The organism is Streptomyces sp. NPDC046716, from assembly GCF_040645755.1.
In the GTDB taxonomy this organism is placed as follows: Bacteria; Actinomycetota; Actinomycetes; order Streptomycetales; family Streptomycetaceae; genus Streptomyces.
Window position 1 is genome coordinate 1 of the sequence record NZ_JBEYYU010000036.1, and the last position, 19,451, is coordinate 19,451.

Here is a 19,451-nt window from a genome sequence, read left to right on the forward strand (position 1 = left end):
GACCGTGGGCCGTATGAGGGGCGAACCCAGTTGCCCGAAGTGTGGTGGCCGGAACCGCGCCCCTGAAACGAGCTCCGCTCGTCCAGGGGAGGCTGCGCGCAGCGCATGCCTCAGGGGCGCGGGGAACTGCGCGACCAGCCCCCGTCGGGCCGCAGACGAATGACGGCCCGGGCCCGCTAACCCGCCGGGTAAGCCGTCGGAGACACCCCCACTGTCGCCGTGAAGTCCCGGACGAGATGCGCCTGGTCGGCGTAGCCGAGATCGGCGGCGAGCGCGGCCCAGTCGACGGCGTCGCGGCGCGCGGCGGCCTCCACCGCCTCGTGGATGCGATAGCGCAGCACGCACCACTTGGGGCTGACCCCGACGTACGCGGCGAAGAGCCGCTGGAGCGAGCGCACCGAAAGCCCCTCCTCGCGGGCCAGATCGGCGACCCGGTGCACGGTGCGCTCGGCGCGGATCCGGGCGACGAGGCCGCGCGCCAGTTCGGCCTGTGGGTCGGGTACGGCGGGGGCGAGGGGCAGCAGATAGGCGTCGAGGGCGGCAGCCCGGTCGTGGTCGTCGGCGGGGGTGAGCACGGCGGCCGGATCGGTCGCCGGGAAGACGTCCGCGTACGGCAGCACCCGGCCGGTCCACGCGGAGACCGGCTCGCCGGGTGCGAAGGTCCGGAACATGCCGGGCCGGAACTTCACCCCGCACACCCGCCCGCGCCCGCCGATCTTGCGGGTGTAGAGGCCGGGCGCCCAGACGCCGGTGAGCTCCCCGTACGGCGGGCCGTCCGCCTCGTCCCACTGGAACGTCAGGTTCACCGCGGGGTGCGCCACGATGTGCGAGGCGTAGGGGACGGTCAGGTCCCAGTCGATGAGCCAGTAGTTCTCCACGTACGGGCGCAGTCCGGGGGCGGGCTCGTGGCGGCGGAACCGGACGTGCGTCAGCAGCGCGTCCGGATCGACGATCCCGCGGGTGTCGCGCTCCATGTCCGGATCGTACGGCGGGGCACTGACAGCGGCCGGGGGAAATAAGTGACGAGGGGGCGCTGTTCCAGGGGTATAGTTGAACCATCAACAACCTGGAAGGTGAGCAGCCATGCAGTTCGGGATCTTCACCGTCGGCGACGTCACGGTCGACCCGACGACCGGGCGTGCCCCCACCGAGCACGAGCGGATCAAGGCGATGCTGGCCATCGCGCTCAAGGCGGAGGAGGTCGGCCTCGACGTCTTCGCGACCGGCGAGCACCACAACCCGCCGTTCGTCCCGTCGTCCCCGACGACGATGCTCGGCTACATCGCGGCCCGCACCGAGAAGCTGGTGCTGTCCACCTCCACCACCCTGATCACCACGAACGACCCGGTGAAGATCGCCGAGGACTTCGCGATGCTCCAGCACGTCGCGGACGGCCGGGTCGACGTGATGATGGGCCGCGGCAACACCGGGCCGGTCTACCCGTGGTTCGGCAAGGACATCCGCGACGGCATCGACCTCGCCATCGAGAACTACGCCCTGCTTCGCCGCCTGTGGGACGAGGACGTCGTGACCTGGAAGGGCAAGTTCCGCACGCCGCTCCAGTCGTTCACCTCCACGCCCCGCCCGCTCGACGGCGTCGCGCCGTTCGTCTGGCACGGCTCCATCCGCTCCCCGGAGATCGCCGAGCAGGCCGCGTACTACGGCGACGGCTTCTTCCACAACAACATCTTCTGGCCCGCGAGCCACACCCAGCAGATGGTGAACCTGTACCGCCAGCGCTACGCCCACTACGGGCACGGCACCCCCGAGCAGGCCATCGTCGGTCTCGGCGGCCAGGTCTTCATGCGGAAGAACTCGCAGGACGCGGTGCGCGAGTTCCGCCCGTACTTCGACAACGCGCCGGTCTACGGCCACGGCCCGTCCCTGGAGGAGTTCACCCGCGAGACGCCGCTGACGGTCGGCTCGCCGCAGGAGGTCATCGACCGGACCCTGTCCTTCCGTGACGTCGTCGGCGACTACCAGCGCCAGCTGTTCCTGATGGACCACGCGGGCCTGCCGCTCAAGACGGTCCTGGAGCAGCTCGACCTGCTCGGCGAGGAGGTCGTGCCGGTGCTGCGCAAGGAGTTCGCCAACCGGCGCCCGGCGAACGTGCCGGACGCGCCCACCCACGCCGCGCGCGTCGCGGAGCGGGCCGCTGCTGAGAACAAGGAGGCCAAGAGCGCATGAAGCTCGTCGTCGTGTCCGCGGGACTGAGTTCCCCCTCGTCCACCCGGCTGCTCGCCGACCGGCTCACGGCGGCGACCCTGAATCAGGTGGACGCGGAGGTGGAGGTCGTCGAACTGCGCGACCTCGCCACCGAGATCGCCCGGCACTTCGTCACCGGCTTCCCGCCGGCCCGGCTCGCCGCCGCGCTCGACGCGGTGGCGGCCGCGGACGGCCTGATCGCCGTGACGCCGGTGTTCGCGGCCTCGTACAGCGGACTGTTCAAGTCGTTCTTCGACGTCATCGACAAGGACGCGCTGACCGGCAAGCCCGTGCTGGTCGCCGCGACCGGCGGCACCGCCCGGCACTCGCTGGTGACCGAGCACGCGCTGCGTCCGCTCTTCACCTACCTGCGCGCCCTCGTCCTGCCGACCGCCGTGTACGCGGCGTCGGAGGACTGGGGCGAGGAGGGGCTCGCCGCCCGGATCACCCGAGCGGGCGGCGAGCTGGCCCGCTTCATGGGCCCCGCGGTCGCCGACGCCGCCCCCGACGTCGACACCGCCGCGGCGATCGCGCCGCGCTCACTGCACGGCGCGATCACCTCGGTCGACCCGGCGGACGGCTTCCAGGTGGTCCCCTTCGAGCAGCGTCTCGCGGCCCTAAGGCCGGCCGACTAGCCGGAGCGCGGCCGGCTGCGGTGCCTTCCACGCGGTCCAGCCGTGGGTGTCGGGCAGGACGTACGGGGTCCAGTGCCGGGCGAAGCGCGGTGGCTGTTCGCCGCGGCGGGTGAGCAGCGCCGTGGGGACCCGCGCCGCCCGGCGCAGCAGTTCCGCGCGGGTCGTGGAGGTGTTGTTGCCCTGGATCTGCGCGGAGGCGCAGCCCGCCGCGTAGCCGATGGGCAGCGCGCGCGGGCCGGTGACCAGGCAGGGCGGGGTGAGACCCAGGGTGCGCAGTCCGTGCGCGGCGGCGACGTAGCGGGCGTCGGTCGCCGCGGTGGAGGCGACCACCCGGTGCAGCACCACGTACTGGGACGTGATCTGCAGCGCCATGAGGACGACCGCGGCGACCGCCAGGGCCCTGTGGCGCCTCAGGCGCCGCAGGAGTACCGCGACGGGCAGCGCGAGCAGCGCGTAGGACGGGAGCAGGAAGCGCGGCGCGGAGTAGCCGATGAGCAGCAGGTACGACGTGCTCAGGGCCGCCGCGCAGACCACCGGCAGGACGGTCGGCGCGAGCCGTTTGTCGCGCCGGGCCACCACGACCGCCGCCACCGTGAGCAGCGGCAGCGCCAGCCACCACAGGGCGAGTCCGGGCTGGTCGGGGGCACCCGCCGTGCAGGGGCGGCACAGCAGCGGGCCGTTCACCGCGCGCCAGGCCGTGCCGAAGTTCGGGTGCAGGCCCATGTCGCCCTCGGTGGCGCTGGACACGTGCAGCCTCTCCAGCACCCCGCCCCAGCGCAGATACGCCTCGACGACCCACTGGGCGAGCCCGGCCGCGAGGCCCGCGGCCAGCCACGGCAGGGCGCGCCTGCGGTCCCGTACGAAGAGCGCGTACGCGGCGAGCGGCAGCACCAGCCACACCGCGTCGGGCGCCCGGAACAGGGCCACCGCCGCGACGCACAGGCCCAGTTGCCAGGTGCCGCCGCGCAGGAACCAGCCCACCGCGCCGACCGCGCCGAACGCCACCCACAGGTTGGGCATGGCCATCGCCCCGGACAGCACGCTGATCCACAGGCTGCCGAAGAGCAGCGCGGCGAACGCGGTGGTGCGGGCGCCGATCAGCGGGCGCCAGACGCGGAACGCGGCGTAGAGCGTGACGGCGGACAGGACGGCGAGCACGGCGCGCAGGGCGAGCGGTCCGGCGCCGGCGGCGACGAACGGCGCCGTGAGCAGGCTGGTGCCGCGCGAGCGCGGCGCGCTGAAGAACGCGGCCGGATCGCGCGGGTCGTACTGGGAGACGTAGACGGACTCGTCCCAACCGAGGCCGTGGCCCAACTGGGTGACGACAAGGGTGAGTTGAGCGACTGCGTACAGTGCGGCGACGGCCGTGAGCCAGATGTCGGGGCCCGGGGTACGCCGCTCACGGGAACGGCGTACCCCGGGCCGGGTGCGCGGTGGTGCCGACGCCGCCGTGGACACGGGGCCCGCGGCGGCGAGAGCGAGGGCCCCGGCGGGCGCGAGTGCGGGACGGAGGACGGACCGCCACCGACTCTGTCGGCCTGTCCTCCGTCCCGCGGGGACCCGTCGCCACCGGGGAACGGGGGTCGAGAACCCCGCCGGGACGGGCGTGTGGGCGGGCGGTGCGGTGTGGTCGTGCGTCGGAGGCGTGGGCATCGTTCCCCTACGGTGTCCGGGGGCGTGCGGCAGCGCCCCCGGCCCGGTGACCTCGGCCTTCATGACGTGTCCCCTCTTGTCCGGCGTGGCTGCGGGTGCGTGTCCCGCGTACCGAACGGGCTTTTCTGCGCGCCCAGTTGACGGCCCGGCCGCGCAGCCGTTGCCCTGCACGACGCCGTCGCGTCGCTCCGAGTTGGGTGAAAAGCAAGCCATAACGGGCGACGATCGGCTCCGGGTCGTAGCGGTGCGCGGATTCCAGCGCGGCGGTGCCCATCGCCTTGCGGAGCGTGTCGTCCTCGATCAGGTCGACCATCGCCTCGGCCAGCGCCCGGGCGTCACCGACCGGCACCAGACGTCCGTCGTGGCCGTCCGTGATGATCTCGCCGGGCCCGAGCGGGGCGTCGGTGCTCACCACCGGGACCCCGCAGCGCATCGCCTCCACGAGGGTCATCCCGAACGACTCCGCGTCGGAGGCGCTCACCACGAGCGAGGCCCGGGCGAACTCCGGCTCGATCGGTGACACGGCGCCCATCAGCCGGGCCCGGCCGGTCAGCCCGAGCCCGGCCACCAGGTCCCGCAGCCGTTCCTCCTGCCCGCCGCCGCCGTAGATCCGCAGCTCCCAGCCGGGCTCCTTCGCCGCCACCGCGGTGAACGCCTCCAGGAGCAGGTCGTAGCGCTTGCCCGGGGCGAGCCGCCCGGCCGCCGCGATGACCTTCGAGGTGCCGTCCGACGGGGCGACGGCCGGGGGCGGCACGATGTTCGGCACGGCCAGCACCCGTACTCCCGGCAGACGCATCCGCGAGCGGTAGACCGCCGCGTCCTCCTCGGTGACGGTCACCAGCGCGTCGAGCCGCCGGTAGTAGCGGGCCAGCACCGACCGCAGCTTCTTGGTGTGCGCGTCGTGCCGCAGGTGCTCCTGCGCGATCCGCAGCGCCCGCTTCGGGCCCCACTTCGCGAGATAGACGTTGATGCCGGGGCGGGTGCCGATGACGACGTCGGCGTCGCACCGCTCCTCCAGGTACGCGCGCACCCGCCGGTCGTGCAGGAGCGTGTACTGCTTGTGGCGTTTCTCGGCGGCCGGGAAGTCCCGGGCGGGCTCGCCGTACGCGGGCAGGGCGCTGTCGGCGCTGCCGTCGCGGCCGTCCACGAGCGGGACGAGCCCGATCCGCGGGTCGACCGGGAAGCGCGGCGTCTCCCGGTGCCGGGACATCGACACGATCTCCACCTCGTGGCCGCCGTGCTCGATGAGCGCGGCGGCGAGGTTGAGCGTCGTGCGCACCGTGCCGCCGATGGCGTACACGTTGTGCAGCAGGAACACGATCTTCATGCGTAGTGCCTTCCCCGGCTTGCCCCCAATGTCCGGAAGGGAGCCTGGCCGGATCAGGTAAGCCGCCCGTCCGGTGGGGGTGAGAGGCGAGTAAGAAGCCCTTTGGCGGACGGCTGATCAGGGGATGCGCACCCGGCGCGGGGGCACACTGGCGGGGTGTCGCACACCGCTCCGCTCACTCCGGCCCCCGCTCCGACCGTGCTGCTCGCCGAGGACGACCGGCCGATCCGCAACGCCCTGGAACGCGCCCTGGCGCTGGAGGGCTATGTGGTCACGGCCGTCGCCGACGGCGTCGAGGCGCTCGCCGCGGCCCACCGCTCCCGGCCCGACATCCTCGTCCTGGACGTGATGATGCCGGGCATCGACGGCCTCCAGGTCTGCCGGGTGCTGCGCGCCGAGGGCGACCGCACCCCGATCCTGATGCTGACCGCGCTGGTCGAGACCCCGGACCGGATCGCGGGCCTCGACGCGGGTGCCGACGACTACGTGGTGAAGCCCTTCGACGTGGAGGAGGTCTTCGCCCGGCTGCGCGCCCTGCTGCGCCGCGCCGCGCCGGTGCCCGAGGAACTCTGCGACGACGGCCGGCAGGTGACCGCAGCCGATCTGCGCATCGACCCGGCCGCCCGGCGCGCCTGGCGCGGCGCCCGCGAGCTGGAGCTCACCAGGACCGAGTTCGACCTCTTGGAGCTGCTGGCCCGCAACAGCGGCATCGTCCTCGACCACGCCACGATCTACGACCGCATCTGGGGCTACGACTTCGGGCCCGGCTCGAAGAACCTCGCGGTCTACGTCGGCTACCTGAGACGCAAGGTGGACGAGCCGGAGGCCGTTCCGCTCATCCATACGGTCAGGGGAGTGGGCTACGTGTTGAGGGAGGGCTGAGGGTGAGCCCCGCGTCCCGCAGCCTGCGCACCAAGCTGGCGCTGTCCTTCGCGGCGGTCGCCGCGGGCGTGACGGCGCTCGTCGGCTTCCTCTCCTACGACTCGGCGGCCCGTCTGGTCCGCGTCGACCAGGAGGCCGTCTTCGACGAGGTCGTCCACGATCTGCGCCAGCAGGTGCGGCAGCAGACCCTCACCCCCGACGACTTCAGCTCCGGCGACCCGGACCACGACGGCCCGCGCGACGATCTGACCCGCCCGGTCGGCACCGACATCCAGGTCCTCGGCCCGGGCGGCACCGTCGTCGACCGGGGCAACCCGCGCCTCCCGGTCGAGGCCGACGACCGGCGGATCGCCGACGCGCGGGCGGCGGGCAGCCTCTCCGAGGACAACGCGGTGCAGATCGAGGGCGACGAGTACCGCCTGGCGACCGTGTCGCTCGGCGGCGGGCGCGGCGCGGTGCAGGTCGCCCAGGAGTTCAGCGACACCGAGGACCTGCTGACCGAGTTGCAGCGGCGCACCCTGCTGTACGCCGCCCTGGTCGTCGTCGCGGCGGGCCTGTTCGGCTGGTGGCTGGCGCGCCGGGTCACGTCCCGGCTGATCCGGCTCGCGCAGACCGCCGAGGACGTGGCGTCGACCGGCCGGTTCGACGTCGCGGTCCCGGTCACCGGCGGCGACGAGGTCGGCAGCCTCGGCCGCTCCTTCGACCGGATGCTGGGCCGCCTCGCCCGCTCGGTGGAGGACCAGCGCCGACTGGTGCAGGACGCGGGCCACGAGCTGCGCACTCCGCTGACCTCGCTGCGGACGAACATCTCGCTGCTGCACCGGATCGGTGAACTGCCGCCCGCCGCCCGCCGGGAACTCGTCGCCGACCTGGCCCAGGAGTCCCGCGAACTCACCGACCTCGTCAATGAGCTGGTGGAGCTGGCGGCCGGCAAGGAGGACGACGAGCCGGTCGTCGCGGTCGCGCTCGCGGAGACCGCCGAGGACGTCGCGACGCTGACCCGGCGCCGCACCGGCCGCATGATCACCGTCCGGGTGGACGGCCCGGCGGGCGGCGACACGACGATCACGGGCCGCCCGGCCCAGTTGCAGCGCGCCCTGTCCAACCTGGTGGAGAACGCCGCCAAGTTCGACACCGGCGGCACCGCCCCCATCGAGATCGTGGTCACCCGGCTGTCGGGCGTCGGCAGCGGGGTGCGCGTGGAGGTCCTCGACCGGGGCCCCGGCATCGCCGACACGGACACGGACCGCGTCTTCGACCGCTTCTACCGCGCCCCCGCCGCGCGCAGCCTGCCCGGCTCGGGGCTCGGCCTGTCGATCGTGCGGGAGGTCGCGGCGGCCCACGGCGGGGTGCCGTTCGCCGCGCGGCGGGACGGCGGGGGAGCGGTGATCGGCTTCGTGGTGAAGGGCATCAGGGCCGAGGGGCGGGACGCTTGACCCCGTCCGGCAATTCACTGGCCGCGCCGGTGCTCCGCCCGCCACCATGCGGGCATGCGCTTCTCCCTGAACATCCCCAACTTCGGCGACTTCGCCGACGCCCGCACCGTCGCGAGGACCGCCGTCGCGGCCGAACAGGCAGGGTGGGACGGTCTGTTGATCTGGGACCACGTGGTCCACGACAAGCGGGTGCAGCGCGGCAAGCCCTTCGGCGATCCGTGGATGCTGCTCACCGCCGCGGCCCTCGCCACCTCCCGGATCCGGCTCGGCACCCTGGTTACGGCCGTGCCCCGGTACCGCCCCGAGCAGCTGGCCCGGCAGGTCGCCACCCTGGACGCGCTCAGCGGCGGGCGTGTCGTCTTCGGGGCGGGGCTCGGCGGACCCGCCGACGACGAGTACGGCAGCTTCGGCGACACCGTCGACCGCACCGTGCACGCCGAACGCCTCGACGAGGGGCTTGAGTTGCTGACCCGCTACTGGTCCGGCGACGACGTCGACCACTCCGGCGCCCACTACCGCGTGCACGACACCCAGCTCCTGCCCGCCACCGTGCAGCGGCCCCGCCCGCCCGTCTGGATCGGCGGCTTCTGGCCCAACCGCCGCCCGATGCGCCGCGCGGCCCGCTGGGACGGCGCCGCCCCGCTCTTCGCCGACGCCCTGCACGGCGTGCCGCCGCGTCCGGACCAGCTCGCGGACGTCGTCGCGTACGTGAAGGAGCACCGGGAGGCGCCGGGGACGGACTTCGAGATCGTCGTCGGCGGCCTCACCTCCGGCGACCGGGCCGCCGCCCTCGACGTCATCGGCCCGCTCGCCGACGCGGGCGCCACCTGGTGGGACGAACGCCAGCTCCAGGAGGGCGGGTTCATCGACTCGTACGAGGCCGTGCTCCGCCGCATCGAAGCGGGTCCGCCGCGGCTGTGACGGGAAGGCTCAGGTCAGGACCAGCCAGCGGCGCCCGTCGAGGAGCTCGCGGGCCGCGTCGAGATGGCCCGCGTGGCACGCCGTCTCCGTGATGACGTGCAGCAGGAGGTCGCGCAGCGTGTGCAGGTGCGGCTCGCCGAACAGCTCGCGCGGCCACCAGGCGAGCGGGTCGTCCGGGGCGGCGGCGCGGGCGATCGCGTCCGCGCGGGCGGTGTGGGCGCGGTAGGCGTCGAGCACCTCGGCGGTCGGGGTGCCGGGCGCCACCTGCCAGGCGTCGGTGGCGTCGAGGGAGGCGATGACGTCCGGCTCGCCGAGGAAGACGGCCTGGAACCAGAACCGCTCCACGTCGAGGGACAGGTGCCGGACCAGGCCGAGGCAGGACCAGCCGGAGGGCAGGACGGGCTTGCGCAGCGCCTCGTCGTCGAGGCCGTCGATGATGCCGAGCACATGGCGGCGCTGGCCGGCCAGGACGGACAGCAGAGCCCCGGTCTCGGCGCTCCGCTCGCTCACGGCCACACCAGGCAGTACGCCTGATGCCCGGCGTCGTGCAGGCGGTGGCTGAAGTCCTGCCATTCGTGCAGGAGTTGGTACACGTTGAACGCGTCGCGCGGGCCGCCCCGGTCGGGGACCGTGGACCAGATGAACGCCGCCGCGCCGACGGCCTCCTCGCCCACCCCGCGCAGCGGGTCGACGACCGTCATCGGCAGCTTCACCACCGCGTAGTCGGGGTGGAGCACGACCAGCTCCAGCGGCGGGACCTTGTGCAGGGGTATGCCCTCGATGCCGGTGAGGACCATCGCGGCCATCGTCTCCGGCTTGATCTTGGTGAACATGCCGCCCATGCCGAGCTCGTCACCGCCGAGCTCCTCGGGACGCATGGAGATCGGGACACGGGCCGCCGTGGCGCCGTCGGGCGCGCCGAAGTATTTGTACGTCACCCCCACCCGGCCACCATTCCCGCTTCCGCTCCCCACCAATGGCTCCCCGCGGTCGTCGCGTCGGTGCTTTCCCCTCCGGGCACGCCGGGGGCCCAGGTCGTCGGTCCCCTCGCCCAGTCCGCCGCCACCGCGATGCATATCTCCACCCGACTGCTGTTCTCAGGGCGCCAGGGCCCTTTTCTAGGCCGCGCGACCGCCGACGCGCAACCCGATCATCGTGTCAGTGACCTCCCCCACGGTCACCCGCCGAAACGTGCCGACGGAACAACTGCGCGAGCGAGGCCCCCACCACCCGGACAGATGCCGTACAGAGTTCTGACAGTGCGAGTCTAGGCCGCCACGGGTCCGCGCGGAGGGGACCGCGGACACGGGCCGTACGCTGAGAGGCATGGCAGAGGCGAACAACACCCCCTATCCCTATGAGGCACCCGTTTCGCAGGGGCTCTTCGACCGTGCGTCCGTCGTCACGCCCGGTGGCGTGAACTCTCCGGTGCGCGCGTTCCGAGCCGTGGGCGGTACGCCCCGTTTCATGGTGTCCGGTACCGGTCCGTATCTGACGGACGCCGACGGCCGCGAGTACGTCGACCTCGTGTGCTCGTGGGGGCCGATGATCCTCGGCCATTCACACCCCGAGGTCATCGCGGCCGTGCAGGAGGCCGTCGCGCGCGGCACCTCCTTCGGCACGCCCGGTGAGGGCGAGGTCGCGCTCGCCGAGGAGATCGTCGCGCGGATCGAGCCCGTCGAGCAGGTGCGTCTCGTGTCCTCCGGCACCGAGGCGACCATGTCGGCGATCCGGCTGGCCCGCGGCTTCACCGGCCGCGCCAAGGTGATCAAGTTCGCCGGCTGCTACCACGGGCACGTCGACGCGCTGCTCGCCGCGGCCGGCTCCGGGGTTGCGACCTTCGGCCTCCCCGACACCCCCGGCGTCACCGGCGCCCAGGCCGGCGACACGATCGTCCTGCCGTACAACGACATCGAGGCGGTGCGGGCCGCGTTCGCCGCGCACCCCGGCGAGATCGCCTGCGTCATCACCGAGGCCTCGCCCGGCAACATGGGCGTCGTGCCGCCGCGCGACGGCTTCAACGCCGGGCTGAAGGAGGCGTGCCGGGAGAACGGCGCGCTGTACATCTCCGACGAGGTCATGACCGGCTTCCGCACGTCGAAGGCCGGCTGGTTCGGCGTCGACGGCGTCGTCCCGGACCTGATGACGTTCGGCAAGGTGATGGGCGGCGGCTTCCCCGCCGCGGCGTTCGGCGGCCGCGCCGACGTCATGGCCCACCTCGCCCCGGCGGGCCCGGTCTACCAGGCGGGCACCCTGTCCGGTAACCCGATCGCGACCGCCGCCGGTCTCGCCCAGCTCCGGCTGCTGGACGACGCCGCGTACGCCACGGTCGACGCGGTGAGCGAGCAGCTCCGTACGCTCGTCTCGGACGCGCTCACCAAGGAGGGCGTCGCCCACCGGGTGCAGAACGCGTCCAACATGTTCTCCGTGTTCTTCACGGACGGCGAGGTGCGGAACTACGACGACGCGAAGGGCCAGGAGTCCTTCCGCTTCACCCCGTTCTTCCACTCGATGCTGGAGCAGGGCGTGTACCTGCCGCCGTCCGCGTTCGAGTCCTGGTTCGTCTCGACCGCCCACGACGAGCGGGCGGTCGAGCGCATCGCCGCCGCGCTCCCGGCCGCCGCCCGCGCGGCAGCGGAGGCCACCGCATGAGCACCCCCAAGAGCGACAGCGACATCACCGTCGTCCACCTCATGCGCCACGGCGAGGTGCACAACCCGGAGGGGATCCTGTACGGGCGGCTGCCCGACTACCACCTCTCCGAGCTGGGCCGGCAGATGGCCGACCGGGTCGCCGAGCACCTGTCCGCGCGCGACATCACGCACGTCGTCGCCTCCCCGCTGGAGCGGGCGCAGGAGACGGCGACGCCGATCGCGAAGGCGCACGGCCTCGACCTGGACAGTGACGACCGTCTCATCGAGGCGGGCAACGTCTTCCAGGGCAAGACCTTCGGCGTCGGCGACGGCGCGCTGAAGAACCCGGACAACTGGAAGCACCTCGTCAACCCGTTCAAGCCGTCCTGGGGCGAGCCCTACGTCGAGCAGGTCGTCCGCATGATGGGCGCGCTCGACGCGGCGAAGGACGCGGCGCGCGGCCACGAGGCGGTGTGCGTCAGCCACCAGCTGCCCATCTGGACCGTGCGCTCCTTCGTCGAGAAGCGGCGGCTGTGGCACGACCCGCGCAAGCGGCAGTGCACCCTCGCCTCGCTGACGACCTTCACCTACCGCGGCGACAAGATCGTCTCGGTGGGCTACTCCGAGCCGGCCGTCGACCTCGTCCCCGCTCACCTGCGGGCCGGGGCCAAGCCGGCGAAGGGCAAGAGCAAGGCGTTCGGCGCCTGACCCGTGACTCCGTACAGAAGGGCCGCCGGTGACGGCGGCCCTTCTGCGTTCCTGCAGTGATTCCGCTGTGTGACACATCAAATCACCCCAAAAGCGTCCTATTTCGAGGAACCCGCGTGTCCCTCGTGCCCTCTAAGGGGGTGCCGTCCGTCAATGGGCGGCACAGCGCGAGGAACAGGGGTCGGTATGCGCGACGTCAGCCGTAGGGGACTCATCGGCGTGGGAGCGGGAGCCGCGGCGGCGGCCGCGCTGGCCGGCTGCGGCTCGAGCGCCTCTCCCTCCAAGGTCCGGGGCGAGCCGAGCAGATCGGGTCAGCCCGGTGCGCCCAAGCAGCCGACCGTGAAGCCCATCGGCGACGGCTCGACCGCGTACACCGGCAAGCAGCCCAAGCAGCCGCGCGCGCCCGAGAAGCTCGAACCGGGCCAGAAGCCGCCGCAGTTCGTGATCTTCTCCTGGGACGGCGCGGGCGAGGTGGGAAACGGCCTGTTCCCGCGCTTCCTCAAGCTGGCCGAGGACCACGGCGCGCACATGACCTTCTTCCTCTCCGGGCTCTATCTGCTCCCCGAGTCGAAGAAGCGCCTCTACCGCCCGCCGAACAATCCGGTCGGCGCCTCCGACATCGGCTACCTCACCGACGAGCACATCAAGGCGACGCTGAAGTACACCCGCCAGGCCTGGCTCGACGGGCACGAGATCGGCACGCACTTCAACGGCCACTTCTGCGCGGGCGGCGGCACCGTCGCCAACTGGACGCCCGCCCAGTGGCGCAGCGAGATCGACCAGGCCAAGTCGTTCGTGCGGCACTGGCGGACGAACTCGGGCTGGACGGACCTGCCGCCGCTGCCGTTCGACTACGACAAGGAGCTGGTCGGCGGCCGCACCCCGTGCCTGCTCGGCCAGAACAACCTGCTGCCCACCGCCCGCGAGCTCGGCTGGCGCTACGACGCGTCCTCGCCCGGCGGCCGGCAGCGCTGGCCCGACAAGCGGATGGGCGTCTGGGACCTGCCGCTCCAGGCCGTGCCCTTTCCCGGCCGCTCCTTCGAGGTGCTGTCGATGGACTACAACATGCTGGCGAACCAGTCGCACAACTCCACGCGCGCGCCCTCGTACAACTACCCGGGCTGGCGCAAGCAGGCGACGGCCGCGTACATCGCCGGTTTCGACCGGGCGTACCGGACGAACCGGGCGCCGTTCTTCATCGGCAACCACTTCGAGGAGTGGAACGGCGGCATCTACATGGACGCCGTTGAAGAAGCGTTCAAGCACATCGCGGCCACCGCCGAGAAGCACAGCGACGTGCGCCTCGTCTCCTTCCGGCAGTTCGTCGACTGGATGGACGTCCAGGACCCCGAGGTGCTGGACAAACTGCGCACCCTGGACGTCGGGCAGCAGCCGGCGCAGGGCTGGCGGAAGTTCCTGGAGAAGACCGGCACACCGGGCGGGACACCCTCCGGGAAGGTCCACGGGAAGAGCGGCACAAACCCCTCCTGAAGTGGGCTTTTCCAGCCTTGAGGGGGGTGCGAAAGATCCCTTGAACGGACATGCGAAACTTTTCACATGAGTGCCGCCTGCCGCGCCCCCCGCATCGCCGCGACCACGCGCCGCGCCGCCAAGCTGACCGTAGGAGCCGCCGTGGCGGCCCTCGTCCTGACGGCGTGCGGCAATGGCGGCACCTCCGGGGGCGGCAACAACACCAACTTCGTGTCGAGCACCGGCGGGATCTCGACGGTCGAGAAGGCCGACCGCCACGACGCCCCGACGCTGACCGGCAAGGACCTCACCGGCAAGGCCCTGAGCACCGACGACTACAAGGGCAAGGTCCTCGTCATCAACATCTGGGGCTCCTGGTGCTCGCCGTGCCGCCTGGAGGCGAAGTACTTCGCCCAGGTCGCCAAGGAGACCGAGGACAAGGACGTCCAGTTCGTCGGCATCAACACCCGTGACCCCAAGTCCGGCTCGGCCATCGCGTTCGAGAAGGACTACGGGATCACCTACCCGAGCTTCTACGACCCGTCGGGCAGGCTCCTGCTCAAGTACGACAAGGGCATCCTCAACCCGCAGGGCATCCCGAACACCCTGGTCGTCGACCGCGACGGCAAGCTGGCCGCGCGCTCGCTGAAGGCGCTGAACGCCAAGAGCCTGCACGAGCTCATCGACCCCGTGATCGCGGAAAAGTGATCGGCGGTGGCCTCCTCGCTCGTCGCCCTCGCCGCTGACGGAATCGGCGGCACCGTGGAGAACGGTGCCCTGGTGTTCGCCCTGCCGATCGCCGTCCTCGGCGGGCTCGTCTCCTTCTTCTCGCCGTGCGTCCTGCCGCTCGTTCCCGGCTATCTCTCCTACGTCACCGGGATCAGCGGCACCGACCTGATGGAGGCGAGGCGCGGGCGGATGGCCGCGGGCGCCGCCCTGTTCGTCCTCGGGTTCACCGTGGTCTTCGTCTCCGGCGGCGCGCTCTTCGGGTTCTTCGGCCAGACGCTGCAGGAGTACCGGGACGTCCTCACCAAGGTGCTGGGCGTCCTGATGCTCGTCATGGGCGTCTTCTTCCTCGGGCTCATGCCCTGGCTCACCCAGCGCGAGTTCCGCTTCCACAAGCGGCCGGTGACCGGGCTCGTCGGGGCGCCGATACTGGGCGCGCTGTTCGGCATCGGGTGGACCCCGTGCATCGGTCCGACCCTCGGCGCGGTGAGCGGCCTGGCCATGAGCCAGGGCAGCGCCGGCCGCGGCGCCCTGCTGATGGTCGCGTACTGCGTCGGCCTCGGCGTCCCCTTCGTGCTCGCCGCGATCGCCTTCCGCAAGGCGCTCGGCGCCTTCGGCTGGGTCAAGAAGCACTACGCCTGGGTGATGCGCATCGGCGGCGGCATGATGATCCTGACCGGCGTCCTCCTGCTGACCGGCGCGTGGGACACCCTCGTCCAGCAGATGCAGATCTGGTCCAACGGCTTCACGGTGGGAATCTGATCCATGAGCAACACGAACGCCCCCGAAGAGGCCTCTGAACAGGAGGCCTCGGCCCAGCTCAGCACGGCCCCGCAGGAGGACCGCACCCCCGGCACCGCCCGGTTCGGCGTCGTCGGCTGGGCCCGCTGGTTCTGGCGGCAGCTGACCTCGATGCGGGTCGCGCTGATCCTGCTGTTCCTGCTCTCGCTCGGCGCGATCCCCGGCTCGCTGATCCCGCAGGCCGGCACCGACCAGATGAAGGTCGACGCGTTCAAGAAGGCCCACGACGTCCTCGGGCCGGTCTACGACAAGCTCGGCCTCTTCCACGTCTACAGCTCGGTGTGGTTCTCCGCGATCTACATCCTGCTGTTCGTCTCGCTGATCGGCTGCATCATCCCGCGCACCTGGCAGTTCGTCGGCCAGCTGCGCGGCCGCCCGCCGGGCGCCCCCAAGCGCCTCGACCGGATGCCCGCCTACGCGACCTGGCGCACCGAGTCCGGCGCGGACGAGGTCCGCGCGGCCGCGCTCACGATGCTGAGGAAGCGGCGCTACCGCTCGCACATCGCGGGCTCGGCCGTCGCCGCCGAGAAGGGCTATCTGCGCGAGGTCGGCAACCTGATCTTCCACATCGCGCTGATCGTGATGCTGGTCGGCTTCGCCACCGGCCAGCTCTTCAAGTCCGACGGCACCAAGCTGGTCCTGGAGGGCGACGGCTTCGCCAACACCCTCTCCCAGTACGACGACTTCTCCTCCGGCAACCTCTTCGACCAGGACACCGGCCTCGAACCCTTCAGCTTCACGCTCAAGGACTTCACGGGAACGTACGAGCGCAGCGGCCCCAACAAGGGCACCGCGCGCACGTACAAGGCCGACGTCACCTACAGCGAGGGCTCGGACGGCAAGGAGAAGAAGGCGACCATCAAGGTCAACGAGCCGCTGAAGATCAACGGCACCAAGATCTTCCTCTCCGGCCACGGCTACGCGCCCGTGGTCACCGTCCGCGACGGCAAGGGCAACATCGTCTCCGACCACACGCCGGTGCCGCTGCTGCCGATCGACTCCAACCAGACGTCCACCGGCGCCGTCAAGATCATGGACGGCTACCGCGACAAGGACGGCAAGAAGGAGCAGCTCGGCTTCAACGCCTTCTTCGTGCCGACCTTCGCCGGCTCCGGCAAGGGCGACATGTTCTCCCAGTTCCCGGCGCTCGACTTCCCCGTGCTCGCGCTCTCCGCGTACCACGGCAGCCTGGGCGTCGACTCGGGCCTGCCGCAGAACGTGTACCAGCTGGACACCACGAACATGAAGAAGTTCGAGGACTCCAAGGGCGACCTGCTGAAGAAGCGGCTGCTGCCCGGCGAGACCATGAAGCTGCCGAACGGCGCAGGCTCGATCACCTTCGAGAAGGGCGTCCAGGAGTGGGCCACCTTCGAGATCGCGAAGCAGCCCGGCACCGGCTGGGCCCTCACCGGCGCCATCGCGGCCATCGCGGGACTGGTCGGCTCCCTGTTCATCCAGCGCCGCCGCGTCTGGGTGCGGGCCACCACCGGCGACGACGGCGTCACCGTCGTCGAGCTGGCGGGCCTGGGCCGCAGCGAGTCCGCGAAGCTCCCCGAGGAGCTGGGCGCGCTCGTCGACAAGCTGCACGCACAGGCGCCGTCCGCGCCCGAACCCCCAGAGAATTCCGAAACCACCGCTGTTCCCGCCGCCGAAGGGGCTGAGAAGTGAATCTCGCCGCCGCCACCAACGAGAACCTGGCGCAAGTCAGTAACGTCCTCATCTACTCGTCGATGGCCGTCTATCTGCTGGCCTTCTTCGCGAACATGGCCGAGTGGATCTTCGGCAGCCGCAGCAAGACGGGCCGCGCCGCCGCCGCGCTGACGGCCCAGAAGCCGGCGAAGACGGCCGCCGCCCCGGCCGTTCAGGTCAAGAAGAACGGTTCCACCGCCGTCCTGGAGCGCCCGCAGGTCGTCACCCGGGCCGCCTCCGGCTCCCGCGGCGACGTGCCGGACGGCCCCGGCGCCTCCGGCGGCGACGAGCAGGGCGACCTCTACGGCCGGATCGCCGTGTCGCTCACCGCGCTCGCCTTCCTCATCGAGTTCGCCGGTGTCCTCACCCGCGCGCTGTCCGTGCAGCGCGCCCCGTGGGGCAACATGTACGAGTTCAGCATCACCTTCTCCACCGTCGCGGTCGGCGTGTACCTCGTCCTGCTCGCGCTGAAGAAGAACGTCCGCTGGCTCGGCCTGCCGCTGATCACCACGGTCCTGCTCGACCTCGGCCTCGCGGTCACCGTCCTGTACACGGCGAGCGACCAGCTGGTCCCGGCGCTGCACTCGTACTGGCTGTACATCCACGTCTCGACGGCGATCTTCTGCGGCGCCGTCTTCTACGTCGGCGCGGTCGGCACGCTGCTCTACCTCTTCAAGGACTCGTACGAGAACAAGCTGGTCAACGGCGGCACGCCCGGCCGCTTCGCCACCTCGGTCATGGAGCGGCTGCCCGCCTCCGCGTCGCTGGACAAGTTCTCCTACCGCATCAACGCCGCGGTCTTCCCGCTGTGGACGTTCACGATCATCGCGGGCGCGATCTGGGCCGGCGACGCCTGGGGCCGCTACTGGGAGTGGGACCCGAAGGAGACCTGGTCGTTCATCACCTGGGTCGCCTACGCCTGCTACCTGCACGCCCGCGCGACGGCCGGCTGGAAGGGCCGCAAGGCCGCCTACCTGGCGCTGATCGCCTTCGCCTGCTGGATCTTCAACTACTACGGCGTGAACATCTTCGTCTCCGGCAAGCACTCCTACGCCGGGGTCTGAGCACCCGAGCGAGAGGGCCGGTTCCTTCGGGAACCGGCCCTCTGCGCATGTGCGCGGCCCGCGCCGCTCAGGGCTCCACCGACCGCCAGATCCGGTCCGGCAGGATCCGCACCGCCTGAGCGAGGTCGACGTCGCCGACGGACAGCCAGCGGCGCGCGGCGCCGACGACCGGACCGAGCACCATGCTCTCGATCAACGGCGTGGGCAGATCGGCGAGTTCACCCGACGCGATCTGCCGCTCCAGCCAGGCGGCCAGCGGTGACAGGCGTGCCTCCTGGCTGTCGCGCAGCTGCCGGGCCTGCGCCATCGTCAGCCGGTCCGCGAAGGAGGAGTGCACCAGCCGGGCGGCGTCCGGGTGTTCGCCCACGAAGGCGAGGTAGGCACGGACGGCCGCGCGGATGCCGGTGCGCGCCGTCCGGGACCGGGTCAGGGCCGTGCTCACGTCGTCGAGCAGCCGGCCGAGCCAGCGCAGCAGCAGCGCGCTCATCAGCCCGTCGACGCTGCCGAAGTGGTGGTACAGGCTGCCCGGACTCACCCCGCTGGACTTCGTGAGGGCCTGGACGGTCACACCGGTCTCGCCCGCCTCGGCATACACGGCGAGGGCCGTGTCGAGAAGGCGCTCGACCGTCTCCACGCCACGTCGTTGCTTGGGACTCATGGTGACAGTCAGCGTAAAGCACCATGTCAACGACGGGTCTCCGAATGTGTTTCTAAAGTGAATATCTAGAAAGACACTCCAATTCGCGGGCGTGCTGCGCCACACTGATCGTGACCGGGGGCGGGCCGGGGGCGACCCCGGCCGGGGCCGTCGAGCGGCGCGGGGGACCGTTCGGCGGCCCGTTTCAGGGCTACTCGCCGATGTCCTCGTTCCAGAGCTCGGGCCGGGCCGCGATGAAGTCCTCCATCATGCCCACGCACTCGGCGTCGTCGAGCAGCACGATCTCGACGCCGTGCTCGGCCAGCCAGTCGTGCCCGCCGTGGAAGGTGCGCGCCTCGCCGACGATCACCCGCGAGATGCCGAACTGCCGCACCAGGCCCGAGCAGTACCAGCACGGCGAGAGCGTCGTGACCATGGTCGTGCCCTTGTACGAGCGCTGGCGTCCGGCGTTGCGGAACGCGTCGGTCTCCCCGTGCACCGACGGATCGGCGTCCTGCACCCGGCGGTTGTGGCCGCGGCCGAGGACGGTGCCGTCGGCGGAGTAGAGCGCGGCGCCGATCGGAATGCCGCCCTCGGCGAGTCCGGCCCTCGCCTCCTCGACGGCGGTGGCGAGCCAGGTGCGGGCGAGATCGAGATCCATGAC

Annotated in this window: 19 protein-coding genes; 12 read left to right on the top strand and 7 right to left on the bottom strand. The window is 71.6% G+C overall.

Going from position 1 to position 19,451, the window contains the following annotated elements; all coding sequences use genetic code 11:
• Positions 1-176 precede the first annotated feature (176 nt).
• Complete coding sequence (locus ABZ930_RS25235; RefSeq protein ID WP_361551826.1) at positions 177-974, bottom strand: AraC family transcriptional regulator; 798 nt, start codon at positions 972-974, stop codon at positions 177-179.
• Positions 975-1,083: 109 nt separating this feature from the next.
• Here ABZ930_RS25235 and ABZ930_RS25240 point away from each other — a divergent pair, with 109 nt between their 5' ends.
• Together ABZ930_RS25240 and ABZ930_RS25245 are read left to right on the top strand one after the other, a co-directional pair.
• Positions 1,084-2,187, top strand: a complete 1,104-nt coding sequence (locus ABZ930_RS25240; RefSeq protein WP_361551829.1) for an LLM class flavin-dependent oxidoreductase — start codon at positions 1,084-1,086, stop codon at positions 2,185-2,187.
• Positions 2,184-2,840: a CE1759 family FMN reductase gene (locus tag ABZ930_RS25245; RefSeq protein ID WP_361551832.1), complete on the top strand. Its 657-nt coding sequence runs from the start codon at positions 2,184-2,186 to the stop codon at positions 2,838-2,840. The genes ABZ930_RS25240 and ABZ930_RS25245 overlap by 4 nt, the downstream gene beginning before the upstream one ends.
• On the opposite strand, the gene ABZ930_RS25250 is transcribed toward ABZ930_RS25245, so the two are convergent.
• The gene (locus ABZ930_RS25250; protein ID WP_361551835.1) at positions 2,823-4,298 is read right to left on the bottom strand and encodes a hypothetical protein; all 1,476 of its coding nucleotides are present in this window, start codon (positions 4,296-4,298) and stop codon (positions 2,823-2,825) included. The two genes, ABZ930_RS25245 and ABZ930_RS25250, sit on opposite strands and share 18 nt — an antisense overlap.
• A gap of 202 nt (positions 4,299-4,500) precedes the next feature.
• Positions 4,501-5,820, bottom strand: coding sequence for a glycosyltransferase family 4 protein (locus ABZ930_RS25255; RefSeq protein WP_361551838.1), 1,320 nt, complete (start codon positions 5,818-5,820; stop codon positions 4,501-4,503).
• 198 nt (positions 5,821-6,018) lie between these two features.
• Here ABZ930_RS25255 and ABZ930_RS25260 point away from each other — a divergent pair, with 198 nt between their 5' ends.
• From ABZ930_RS25260 to ABZ930_RS25270, 3 genes are read left to right on the top strand one after another with little or no spacing between them, the layout of a single operon-like run.
• Positions 6,019-6,702, top strand: coding sequence for a response regulator transcription factor (locus ABZ930_RS25260; protein ID WP_361552045.1), 684 nt, complete (start codon positions 6,019-6,021; stop codon positions 6,700-6,702).
• A gap of 2 nt (positions 6,703-6,704) precedes the next feature.
• On the top strand, positions 6,705-8,138 hold the full coding sequence (locus ABZ930_RS25265) for a HAMP domain-containing sensor histidine kinase (RefSeq protein WP_361551841.1): 1,434 nt from the start codon (positions 6,705-6,707) through the stop codon (positions 8,136-8,138).
• Positions 8,139-8,192: 54 nt separating this feature from the next.
• On the top strand, positions 8,193-9,059 hold the full coding sequence (locus ABZ930_RS25270) for an LLM class flavin-dependent oxidoreductase (protein ID WP_361551844.1): 867 nt from the start codon (positions 8,193-8,195) through the stop codon (positions 9,057-9,059).
• 9 nt (positions 9,060-9,068) lie between these two features.
• Here ABZ930_RS25270 and ABZ930_RS25275 read toward each other — a convergent pair whose 3' ends face one another.
• Together ABZ930_RS25275 and ABZ930_RS25280 are read right to left on the bottom strand one after the other, a co-directional pair.
• A complete protein-coding gene (locus tag ABZ930_RS25275) occupies positions 9,069-9,575 on the bottom strand; it encodes a DUF664 domain-containing protein (protein WP_361551847.1) in 507 nt (168 codons plus the stop codon).
• Positions 9,566-10,003 carry a hypothetical protein gene (locus ABZ930_RS25280; protein ID WP_111665256.1) on the bottom strand — a complete coding sequence of 146 codons (438 nt, stop codon included), beginning with the start codon at positions 10,001-10,003 and terminating at the stop codon, positions 9,566-9,568. Before ABZ930_RS25280 ends, ABZ930_RS25275 begins: the two co-directional genes overlap by 10 nt.
• 382 nt (positions 10,004-10,385) lie before the next feature.
• Here ABZ930_RS25280 and hemL point away from each other — a divergent pair, with 382 nt between their 5' ends.
• The 7 genes from hemL to ccsB all read left to right on the top strand — a co-directional run bounded on the left by hemL (position 10,386) and on the right by ccsB (position 18,150).
• Positions 10,386-11,711 carry a glutamate-1-semialdehyde 2,1-aminomutase gene (gene hemL / locus ABZ930_RS25285; protein WP_361551851.1) on the top strand — a complete coding sequence of 442 codons (1,326 nt, stop codon included), beginning with the start codon at positions 10,386-10,388 and terminating at the stop codon, positions 11,709-11,711.
• Positions 11,708-12,400 (top strand): histidine phosphatase family protein, encoded by a 693-nt coding sequence (locus ABZ930_RS25290; RefSeq protein ID WP_361551854.1) that lies wholly within the window; start codon positions 11,708-11,710, stop codon positions 12,398-12,400. The genes hemL and ABZ930_RS25290 overlap by 4 nt, the downstream gene beginning before the upstream one ends.
• 186 nt (positions 12,401-12,586) lie before the next feature.
• Complete coding sequence (locus ABZ930_RS25295) at positions 12,587-13,891, top strand: hypothetical protein (protein ID WP_361551857.1); 1,305 nt, start codon at positions 12,587-12,589, stop codon at positions 13,889-13,891.
• 66 nt (positions 13,892-13,957) lie between these two features.
• Complete coding sequence (locus ABZ930_RS25300; RefSeq protein WP_361551860.1) at positions 13,958-14,578, top strand: TlpA disulfide reductase family protein; 621 nt, start codon at positions 13,958-13,960, stop codon at positions 14,576-14,578.
• Between the two features lie 6 nt (positions 14,579-14,584).
• Positions 14,585-15,358 carry a cytochrome c biogenesis protein CcdA gene (locus ABZ930_RS25305; RefSeq protein WP_361551863.1) on the top strand — a complete coding sequence of 258 codons (774 nt, stop codon included), beginning with the start codon at positions 14,585-14,587 and terminating at the stop codon, positions 15,356-15,358.
• A 3-nt stretch (positions 15,359-15,361) separates the two neighbouring features.
• The gene (locus ABZ930_RS25310; RefSeq protein WP_361551866.1) at positions 15,362-17,065 is read left to right on the top strand and encodes a cytochrome c biogenesis protein ResB; all 1,704 of its coding nucleotides are present in this window, start codon (positions 15,362-15,364) and stop codon (positions 17,063-17,065) included.
• Positions 17,062-18,150: a c-type cytochrome biogenesis protein CcsB gene (gene ccsB / locus ABZ930_RS25315; RefSeq protein WP_361551869.1), complete on the top strand. Its 1,089-nt coding sequence runs from the start codon at positions 17,062-17,064 to the stop codon at positions 18,148-18,150. The genes ABZ930_RS25310 and ccsB overlap by 4 nt, the downstream gene beginning before the upstream one ends.
• 67 nt (positions 18,151-18,217) lie before the next feature.
• Here ccsB and ABZ930_RS25320 read toward each other — a convergent pair whose 3' ends face one another.
• On the bottom strand, positions 18,218-18,808 hold the full coding sequence (locus ABZ930_RS25320; RefSeq protein WP_361551872.1) for a TetR/AcrR family transcriptional regulator: 591 nt from the start codon (positions 18,806-18,808) through the stop codon (positions 18,218-18,220).
• Between the two features lie 190 nt (positions 18,809-18,998).
• A complete protein-coding gene (locus ABZ930_RS25325) occupies positions 18,999-19,448 on the bottom strand; it encodes a nucleoside deaminase (RefSeq protein ID WP_361551875.1) in 450 nt (149 codons plus the stop codon).
• Between the last annotated feature and the right edge of the window lie 3 nt (positions 19,449-19,451).

What these genes read in the sequence shown, in the direction of transcription:
- ABZ930_RS25235 (WP_361551826.1), bottom strand. Translation starts at nt 974, where the DNA reads ATGGAGCGCGACACCCGCGGGATCGTCGATCCGGACGCGCTGCTGACG.
- ABZ930_RS25240 (WP_361551829.1), top strand. Translation starts at nt 1,084, where the DNA reads ATGCAGTTCGGGATCTTCACCGTCGGCGACGTCACGGTCGACCCGACG.
- ABZ930_RS25245 (WP_361551832.1), top strand. Translation starts at nt 2,184, where the DNA reads ATGAAGCTCGTCGTCGTGTCCGCGGGACTGAGTTCCCCCTCGTCCACC.
- ABZ930_RS25255 (WP_361551838.1), bottom strand. Translation starts at nt 5,820, where the DNA reads ATGAAGATCGTGTTCCTGCTGCACAACGTGTACGCCATCGGCGGCACG.
- ABZ930_RS25270 (WP_361551844.1), top strand. Translation starts at nt 8,193, where the DNA reads ATGCGCTTCTCCCTGAACATCCCCAACTTCGGCGACTTCGCCGACGCC.
- hemL (WP_361551851.1), top strand. Translation starts at nt 10,386, where the DNA reads ATGGCAGAGGCGAACAACACCCCCTATCCCTATGAGGCACCCGTTTCG.
- ABZ930_RS25290 (WP_361551854.1), top strand. Translation starts at nt 11,708, where the DNA reads ATGAGCACCCCCAAGAGCGACAGCGACATCACCGTCGTCCACCTCATG.
- ABZ930_RS25295 (WP_361551857.1), top strand. Translation starts at nt 12,587, where the DNA reads ATGCGCGACGTCAGCCGTAGGGGACTCATCGGCGTGGGAGCGGGAGCC.
- ABZ930_RS25300 (WP_361551860.1), top strand. Translation starts at nt 13,958, where the DNA reads ATGAGTGCCGCCTGCCGCGCCCCCCGCATCGCCGCGACCACGCGCCGC.
- ABZ930_RS25310 (WP_361551866.1), top strand. Translation starts at nt 15,362, where the DNA reads ATGAGCAACACGAACGCCCCCGAAGAGGCCTCTGAACAGGAGGCCTCG.
- ABZ930_RS25320 (WP_361551872.1), bottom strand. Translation starts at nt 18,808, where the DNA reads ATGAGTCCCAAGCAACGACGTGGCGTGGAGACGGTCGAGCGCCTTCTC.
- ABZ930_RS25325 (WP_361551875.1), bottom strand. Translation starts at nt 19,448, where the DNA reads ATGGATCTCGATCTCGCCCGCACCTGGCTCGCCACCGCCGTCGAGGAG.